Raw genomic sequence first — 8,413 nt, 5'->3', positions numbered from 1 at the left:
CGGCTCGGGCCCGGGCCCGCTCAATTCATGCCTGTCTGCCGACGCGGCAGCGCATCAGTGCAAACAGGACCAATCCCGCGATAGCGGGTTCGTTCTTCGGCCAAACTCGGCCGTTCAGCTCCGAAGGGCGAGGACTCTCGGTGCGTTCTAACGCAGCACCAGTTGTAGCCACCTCCCCTGCCCCGCCAGGCACGAGATTGGGCGATTATGGTGCCAGGTCCGCACTTAACGGTTCAGGACGATGGACCCACGAGAAGCTCTCGTGGGTCCATCGCCCTCGAGGTTATTTATGCAGCAACTGCAGGTTGTCGCCGAAGCCCTGCTGCCGGCCCAGTTCGCTCAGCTTGTCACGATCGTAGCGCGGCAGCCCTTCCAGCTGCTCGCGCGTCAAGGCGAGGTGTCCCCTGCCATCCGCCTGGAACTGTATGCTGTTCATCGGGACAATCGCGCTGCGCTGGCCGATGCCGAGGAAGCCGCCCCACTCGACCACTGCGCCCCGAACACGTCCGGTGCTGTCGACGATGAGGTTCTCGATCTCGCCCGTCTTCTCGTTATTGGCGCCGACCAAGTTGGTGCCGACTAGCCGGCTTGCCTCCTCGCGGCTGAGGGAAGGTACCGCGGCCGCGTTGGCCGGGGCATTGGTGGCGACGGGCTGCGCCGGCGCCGGCGCCTGGCCACCCAGGGCCGGGCGCAGCCGCTCGACCGCGAAGGCCTGGGCCTGCTGCGCGCCTTCCACCACCGCCGCCATGCCGAAGAACTCGTGGGTGGTGCCGGGGTAGGTGCGCTGCTGCACGTCGACGCCCGCCTCCCGCAGCCGCGCCGTCAGGGTCTCGCCCTCGCTCCGCAACGGGTCGATCTGGGCGGAGACGATCGTCACCGGCGGCAGGCCGCGCAGGTCGTTGCGTCCTACAAGGTTGACCCGGGGATCCTGGGCTTGGGACGCGTTGTCGAAGGCGTTCTTGACGAACCACTCCATCGCGCCCCGCGAGAGCGGCAGCGCGTTGGCGTTCTCCTGGTAGGACGGCGTGTTCGTGTCGGCGCCGGCGATGGGATAGACCGCGAGGACGTGGTCCGGGCGGGTGAGATTGCCGTCCCGCGCCGCGATGGCGACGTTGATGGCGAGGTTGCCGCCCGCGCTCTCGCCGGCGACGGCCAGCCGCTCCGGGTTGGCGCCGAGCTGGCGGGCATTGGCGATGGCCCAGCGGTAGGCCGCGACCGCGTCGTCGTGGGCGGCGGGGAAGCGGTTCTCCGGCCCCTGGCGGTAGTGCACCGATAGCACCGCAGCGCCCGTCATGGCCGCGAGGGCGCGCGGGGTCGCGTCGTAGGTGTCGAGGTCGGCAACCACCCAGCCGCCGCCGTGCCAGTAGACGATCAGCGGTAGGGGCGCGGCGCCGGCCGGCCGGTTGCCGGGCGTGTAGAGCCGCGCTGGGAGCTGCCCGGCCGCGCCGTCCACCTGGAGGTCGCGGGTCTGCACCGCTGCGACGGCCGGCGGCAACTGAATGCCGCGGTCGCTGATCACCCGCTTTACCGCATCGGCCGGGGAGGGCTGGCGCCGCGCCTCGGTGGGCGAGAGCGTCTCGAACGGCTTGGCGCCGAGGGCGGTGAGGGTCTGGAGGACCGCGGCCATGTCCGACGCCGGGCGTGGCGCCTCGGAGGTGGCCTGCGCCGCGGCCGGCGCCGTCGAGGCGGACTGGGCGTGGAGTGCCTGTCCCATCCCGCTCAGGGCAAGGCATCCCGCCGTGGTGCCGGCAAGAAGCGCGGCACGAAAGGTCCTGCAGGTGTTTCTCGTCATAACGGTTGAGCCTCTCCGAGGATCTGATAGCCGGACGCCGCGGGCCAGGTCGGCGCGGGCGTCCTCGGGGAGGCCAAAGCCCTGGTGACTGCAGCGGGTTGCGCCGGCAAGTGGTGCATTGGACGCCGTGCCGGGCCTTTTGGACGTCCTGTTAGGTAGGCGGCTTCGCCGGGGTGCGACGCGCCGTGTTGGCACAGGAGGGCCCATCGAGCCCTGCCTCCAGCGGCTCCGGCCAGGCGTGGACGGCCAGGCTGCGGTAGGTGGTCGGGTCTGTTCCGTATGTTCCCCGAAAGGCCCGCGACAGCGAGGAGGGGTCGGCATAGCCGACCGCGGCCGCCACGACTTTCAGTGGCAGGTCGGTCGTCCCGAGCAGCCGTGCGGCGGCGCGGAGCCGCACCGACTGGACGAACTCCATGGGGCCGCTACCCAGCACGCGGGCAAAATGATCGGCGAACGAGGCGCGGCTCATTCCGGCCTTATCGGCAAGGCTTGCAACCGTGTGCGAAGCGCCGGGGTTCTCGAGCACCGCGAGGACGGCGCGGGCGAGGCGGGGATCCCCGGGCAGAGCCGCCGAGGGCGCGCCATGGTCTTCGCGCCGAAGGCGCCCGCGCAGCAGGGCGACGAGGCAGGCCTTCATCAGCGCCTCGGTCATCGCCGCCGTGCCGAGGCCGGGCAAGGCGATCTCCGCGCGCATGAGGTCGAAGACGCCACGGCCCACCTCGTCGGCCGGTGTCTCTACCGCCGCTTTCGTCAGGAGGTCGAAAAGGCCGAGGGCCCGTCCATGGGGCGCGGGGATGGAGCCGCAGAGCAACACCGTGCCAGGACCGTCACCCGCCGTGAAAGCCGCGAGCCCATCCGCGAAGGCACCGCAGTGGTCCTCAGCATCGACCTGTCTCGCCTCGGGCCTGGGATCGCCGACGACGTGGCCCTGTCGTGGAGGCACGACGATGACGCTGCCGGGGGAGTAGGGCAGCGGAGAAGCGTTGCCGACCTGCACGATTCCGGTGCCAGCAAGGACGTGGTGAACGGTAACAGCCTCGAAGGGCGCGAAGGAGAGGCGCCAGCCCTGTCCGATAGTACAGATCGAGGCCGAGTGGAGATGAACAGCGATGGTCGCCAGGAGCCGGTCGTGGTTGTTAGCTGTCATGGCTGAAGCCTAGCCCGCGGCGGAGACCGCGTCTTCACGACCCCCCTCTCCTACTCATCGTGCATGCCAGTAGGGGTTTATCGTGCCTAAGTGCCCGGCCAGAGAGGCCACGAGGCCTGATTTACAGGGTTCCACCGATAGGCGTGGGGGTCGGGTGCGAGGGTCTCGAAGAGGACCTCACGTAGGCGTACTGCTGTGCCGCTGTCCCAGGCAACGGGAGGATGGCACGCCGCGTCCCACCGCCGGGGCGGAGTGCTTCTGGGTCAGCGGTTAGCCGCCTTGTGGGTACCGACATTCTCGTGCCACTCGACCGGCATGCCGTCCCAGGAGGTGATCTGCTTGCCCGCCCACTTCTTGCGGACAAAGACCTGGAAGCCGTTAGCGGTGGCCTCAACGTAGCCGGACTTACCGTCCGTGAGCCGGAGGTGCTGGGCGAGCGCCTCGCCCTGGGTCTTCATGTAGTCGTCGCTCATGGTTCGCGCGGTCCTGATGCCCCGCCCAGTATAGCCGGCCTCCGTCGCTGTAGGCGTCCAGCACCTACCAATCACGGCGGCTGAAGTTGGCCGAAAGCTGCCATGCCGTTTCCGAATTCGAAGCGCCGGCATCGCGCCGCTCACGATAGTCCTTGTTGAGATTGGTGTTCCTCGACGGCCCCGCCTCGATCAAGTGCCCTGGCTCCGGGCCAGCTACCGTCCGCTATCATTTCCGCGACGCAATCGCGCATGAGGCCGGCGACCCGTGACACGGCGTCGGACCCCGCGCGTCCCCTCGCACGGGCGAGGAAGCGCTGCACCCGGAGATCTCCGATCGGCACGGCCTGAAGGGTGCCGCTCGCCACCTCAGCTCTCACGACGGCGGCCACCTCCACCATTGGCCCGACGCCCGCCAGGACGAGCTGGCGTCCGACCACAGCCGTATCGACCTGGGCGAGCGGCGAGAGGACCTGCCCCGTCTGAGCCTGGGCAGCCATCAGCATGCGCTGCATGGGACCATCCGGCGGGCCGGTGACCACCAGCGGCAGACGGCCCAGGGCCGCCAAGTCGATCCTGTCCGTGGCCAGCCGCGGGTCCGCGCGTAGCCCGATGATACAGACAGGCTCCTCCAGCAGCGGGGTCAGTAGAAAGCGGGAGGGGTCCGTTGGGCCATTCAGGATGGCTACCTCGACCCGTCCCTCGTGGATCCAGCTCTCGAGCACGGGGCTGGCCGCCGTCGTGATCCGCAGCCGAACATGCGGGTAACGGCGAAGGCTCAGCGCCGCCAGCCGTCCCCCGAAGAGCTCGGCCACGCTCGGGGAGAAGCCAAGGGTAACGGTCCCCTGGGGTTCCTTCCATTGCGAGCGCGCCTCGTCCAGTAGGGCACCAGCCTCAGCAAGAACCGCCTCGGCCCGGGACAACAGCACCTCGCCCTCCGCGGTCAGGGCCACGCCTCGGGCATGCCGCTCCAGGAGCTGGACACCCAACTCCGCCTCCAGCTTCGCGACCTGCCGGCTGAGCGCGGGCTGCGCCACCCGGAGCAGGGCGGCGGCGCGTCCGAAGTGTCGCTGGCGTCCGACGGTTGCGAAGTAGCGGAGTTGGCGCAGTTCCAGAGGGTTCCTCCATGCCGATTCGGCATCGGGGCTGTCGCCCGATGGTCTTGGACTTCTTGCGGATGCTCGCGCAATGCTCGCCGAAAATAAAGCCGCGCGGCGTCCAGGCCGACCGGCTCCGGAGGAGGCATCCACCCCATGGCGACAGACCAGCCGTCCAGCTTTCGCGATCTGGCATCGACCGGACAGAAGGCCGCCGGGTCAAAAGGTCCGGCCCGGTGCGGCCGGCGCGCCTTCCTCGGCGCCTCGCTTCTCGTCGGGGGCGGGATACCGGCGCGGCGGGCCGCCGCGCAGGATCCCTGGCCGTCCCGCCCCGTCAGCATCGTCGTCCCCGGGCCGGCCGGCGGCACGGGCGACGTGATCTCCCGCTCTATCGTTCCCATCCTCCAGCAGTCCTTCGGACGGCCAGTGGTGGTGGACAACCGGCCCGGTGCGAACGGCGAGGTAGGGAGCCGCTTCGTGGCCCGCAGCGCCCCTGACGGGTACACGCTGCTGATGGGCTCGATCGGCCACTTCGCCATCAACTTCGCCCTGCGCCCCAGCCTCAGCTACGACCCCGTGAAGGACTTCGACCCGATCACCCTGGTGGCGACCACGCCTAACGTCCTCGTCGTCAATCCGCAGAACCCGGCGCGGGACCTGCCCTCGCTCGTCGCGTGGATGAAGGGCCGGGGCGACCGGACCTCCTACGCCACCAGCGGCGTCGGCTCCTCCGACCAGCTGACGATGGAGTTGTTCAAGCAGCTCACCGGCACCCAGGCGCAGCACGTGCCCTATCCCGGCGGCCCGCCAGCCCTGACGGACCTCATGGCGGGCAACGTCGAGATGGCCTTCTTCAACCTCGGCAACGTCACCAACCACGTGCGCGAGGGACGGCTGCGGGCAATCGTGATCACCTCACCCGAGCGCTCGTCCCTGCTGCCGGACGTGCCGACGGGGGTGGAATCCGGGCTGCGCGACCTCGTCGTCACCTCCTGGCAGGCGATGATGGTGCCGGCTGGTGTACCGGCCCCGATTGTGGACCGCCTGCACAAGGAGATCACCGCCGCGCTGCGCCAGCCGCAGGTGGTGCAGCGCATGGCGGAGATCGGCTTCACCGTGTCGGCCAGCACGCCGCAGGAGTGCCGGGCCTTCCAGGTGTCGGAGATCGGCCGCTGGAAGGCGTTGATCGACCGCCAGGGCATTCGGCCGGAGTAGACGTGCACATGACCGATGTGACCGGGTCCGACCTCCTCCTCGCGGTGGGAAATCATCTGGCCGGACTGTCCCGGCACCATGAGCTGTTGGACGAGGGAGCCAGGCTCGTCCGGCCCGTGCGGACGGCAGCGTCATACCGCCTGCTGGCGCGGGCTGCCGGAACCAGCCCGAACCCAGGCCTCGTCGAAGCGGCACGGGAGGACGGGGTTCACATCGAGGGCGAGCTGTACGAGTTGCCGGCCGGCGCAGTGGGGCGGCTCGCGCGTCTTGTCCGCCCTCCCATCCGCCTCGGCCAAGTGGTCCTGGAGGATGGGACGGTGGTGCAGGGCTACCTCTGTGACCCGGCCGAGGCCGGGGAGGCCTGGGACATCAGCGAGCTTGGCGGCTGGCGTGCCTTCCTGGCCAGCACGAAGGTGGGGTGATCGGCATGCGCGTGGTTTTTGTCCTCTTCGACAGTCTCAACCGGCACGCCCTGGGCGCCTATGGCGGCACCGCCGTGCCAACGCCGAACTTCGACCGGCTGGCCCGACGCTCGGCGGTGTTCGACACGCACTACGTCGGCAGCCTGCCCTGCATGCCCGCGCGGCGGGATCTGCACACGGGGCGGCTCAACTTCCTGCACCGCGGCTGGGGACCGCTGGAACCCTACGACATCTCCTACGCCGCGCTGCTCGGGAAGGCCGGCGTGTACAGCCACCTCATCTCCGACCACTTCCACTACTTCGAGGATGGCGGCGCGACCTACCACCAGCGCTACTCAAGCTGGGAGTACATACGCGGGCAGGAGAAGGACAAGTGGAAGGCGCTAGTCGAGCCGCCGCTCGAGCGCTTCAAGGCCATGTACCACCCGCTGCAGCATCCGGCCGAGCACACGGACGGGCGGCTGAACTACATGGTCAATCGCGAGTACATGAAGGAGGAGGCCGACTTCCCGAGCGTGAAGTGCTTCGATGCGGCGCTGGAGTTCCTGGCCACGAACCGCCACGCCGATCGCTGGCTGCTGCACCTCGAGACCTTCGACCCGCACGAGCCCTTCTACGCGCCGCCGCGCCTGCGGGAGCGGTTCCAGACGGGGTATGAGGGCCCAATCCTCGACTGGCCCCGGTACAAGCGCGTGACGGAGTCGCCCGCCGAAATCGCCGAGATCCGGGCGAACTATGCCGCCCTGCTGACGCTCTGCGACGAGCAGCTCGGCCGCCTCCTCGACGTGTTCGACCAGGACGATCTTTGGAAGGACACGGCGCTGATCGTCACCACCGACCACGGCTTCCTCTTCGGGGAGCACGAGTGGTGGGCGAAGAACGTCATGCCGTTCTACGAGGAGATCGCGCGGATCCCGCTGTTCTTCTGGCATCCCAGCCACCGATCCGGTGGCCGACGGAAAGCGCTGACACAGACCATCGATTTGATGCCCACCCTCCTCGACTGCTTCGGGGTAGAGCCGCCATCCGTGGTAACCGGCCGTTCCCTCCTGCCTGTGCTCGACAGCGACGCCAGCATCCGCGACAGCGCCATCTTCGGTATGTTCGGCGCTGCGACGAACGTGACCGATGGCCGGCACACGTACTTCCGCTATCCGCCGGACATGCTGACACAGCAGCTCTACGAATACGTCCTCATCCCGCTCCACCAGAAGAACTTCTTCGCGACGGAGGAGCTGGCCGGGGCCAGCCTCGTGGAGCCCTTCGGGTTCACCCAGGGCATGCCGCTCCTCAAGGTTCCCGCGCGCCCCGGGCAGAAGACCCGCGAGCCACCGCACGGGCTCTTCGACGAAGCGCTGACCGTCCTCTACGATCTTCAGGCGGACCCCGGCCAGGTCTCACCGATTGCTGACGAGGAAGTCCTCACCTGCTTGATCGCGGGGATGACGGAGGCGATGCGCCTGCACGAGGCACCGGAGGAGGCGTTCCGACGCCTGAATCTCAACCCGGATCCTGTCCCTCAGCACTCTCGCAACCTCACAGGTGCCTGACGATGCCGCTGTCGCGTTGGCTCGCCCGACTGATCTCGCTCCTGACATCCAGATGGGCGCGCCGCTATCGACCGGAACGGCGCTACATGCGAGGAGGCTGACCAATCCGGCTGTCCTTGCAGGATGATGGGCTCCTCTTCACCGCCCTCTGGTTGGCAGATGCTGAAGCGGGTGGCGCCGCTGGGCTCCTCGGTCTGGGCCGTCCGCTTTGGGAGCGCCCACCGAGGGGTCGAAACGACTGAAGTGGGCGCAAAGCTGCCCACGCTCATCCTCATCGAGCCCTACCGTGACACGCGAGACGATTGTGGCGAGATCCCCTCCTCTGCCCTCCAGGCACGCCAGTGGGCGATTATCGTGCGTGAACGCCTGTTGGAGGGGCAGTTTTTACCTGGGATCGATCCCAGATGCCGCATCTGCTTATCGATGAAACTGTAGACGCTACGAGTGGCTGCGCAGGGTCGACAGGACAGCCCGGGTGGAACAATGGAACGCTCTGGCGGCATCGCCGTTCCGTTTGCCGGGCCACAGTGGCCGTTAGGACACCGCGATGCCGATCACCTCATCCCTCATGATATCGCGTCGATGGGCAGTCATATCCGGCCTGGGAGCGGCGCTGGGAGCCGTCGTCCCTACCGCCCGCCCAGTGCGCGCCCAACAGGTCTCGAATGGTCGACCTATTCGGCTTGTCGTTCCCTACCCCGCAGGTGGCGCCGTAGACTT

At 68.4% G+C, this 8,413-nt stretch carries 7 protein-coding genes; 3 read left to right on the top strand and 4 right to left on the bottom strand.

Annotated features, from left to right (window positions below; genetic code table 11):
* Positions 1-283: 283 nt before the first annotated feature.
* From FHS87_RS22745 to FHS87_RS22730, 4 genes are all read right to left on the bottom strand, one after another.
* Positions 284-1,714 (bottom strand): alpha/beta hydrolase fold domain-containing protein, encoded by a 1,431-nt coding sequence (locus FHS87_RS22745; RefSeq protein WP_184522052.1) that lies wholly within the window; start codon positions 1,712-1,714, stop codon positions 284-286.
* A 229-nt stretch (positions 1,715-1,943) separates the two neighbouring features.
* The gene (locus FHS87_RS22740; protein ID WP_184522049.1) at positions 1,944-2,939 is read right to left on the bottom strand and encodes an AraC family transcriptional regulator; all 996 of its coding nucleotides are present in this window, start codon (positions 2,937-2,939) and stop codon (positions 1,944-1,946) included.
* 263 nt (positions 2,940-3,202) lie between these two features.
* Entirely contained in the window at positions 3,203-3,412 is a 210-nt protein-coding gene (locus FHS87_RS22735; protein ID WP_184522046.1) for a hypothetical protein, read from the bottom strand.
* A gap of 140 nt (positions 3,413-3,552) precedes the next feature.
* Positions 3,553-4,659 (bottom strand): LysR family transcriptional regulator, encoded by a 1,107-nt coding sequence (locus tag FHS87_RS22730; RefSeq protein ID WP_184522043.1) that lies wholly within the window; start codon positions 4,657-4,659, stop codon positions 3,553-3,555.
* 3 nt (positions 4,660-4,662) lie between these two features.
* Between FHS87_RS22730 and FHS87_RS22725 the strand changes: the two genes are divergently transcribed.
* From FHS87_RS22725 to FHS87_RS22715, 3 genes are read left to right on the top strand one after another with little or no spacing between them, the layout of a single operon-like run.
* Positions 4,663-5,721 carry a Bug family tripartite tricarboxylate transporter substrate binding protein gene (locus FHS87_RS22725; protein ID WP_184522040.1) on the top strand — a complete coding sequence of 353 codons (1,059 nt, stop codon included), beginning with the start codon at positions 4,663-4,665 and terminating at the stop codon, positions 5,719-5,721.
* Positions 5,722-5,729: 8 nt separating this feature from the next.
* A complete protein-coding gene (locus FHS87_RS22720; RefSeq protein WP_184522038.1) occupies positions 5,730-6,143 on the top strand; it encodes an allophanate hydrolase-related protein in 414 nt (137 codons plus the stop codon).
* A gap of 5 nt (positions 6,144-6,148) precedes the next feature.
* The gene (locus FHS87_RS22715; protein ID WP_184522035.1) at positions 6,149-7,693 is read left to right on the top strand and encodes a sulfatase; all 1,545 of its coding nucleotides are present in this window, start codon (positions 6,149-6,151) and stop codon (positions 7,691-7,693) included.
* Positions 7,694-8,413: the final 720 nt, after the last annotated feature.

Source organism: Muricoccus pecuniae (assembly GCF_014199205.1).
Lineage (GTDB): Bacteria > Pseudomonadota > Alphaproteobacteria > Acetobacterales > Acetobacteraceae > Roseomonas > Roseomonas pecuniae.
The sequence above is the reverse complement of the archived record's forward strand: the minus strand, read 5'-3'. Positions and strand labels throughout refer to the sequence as shown.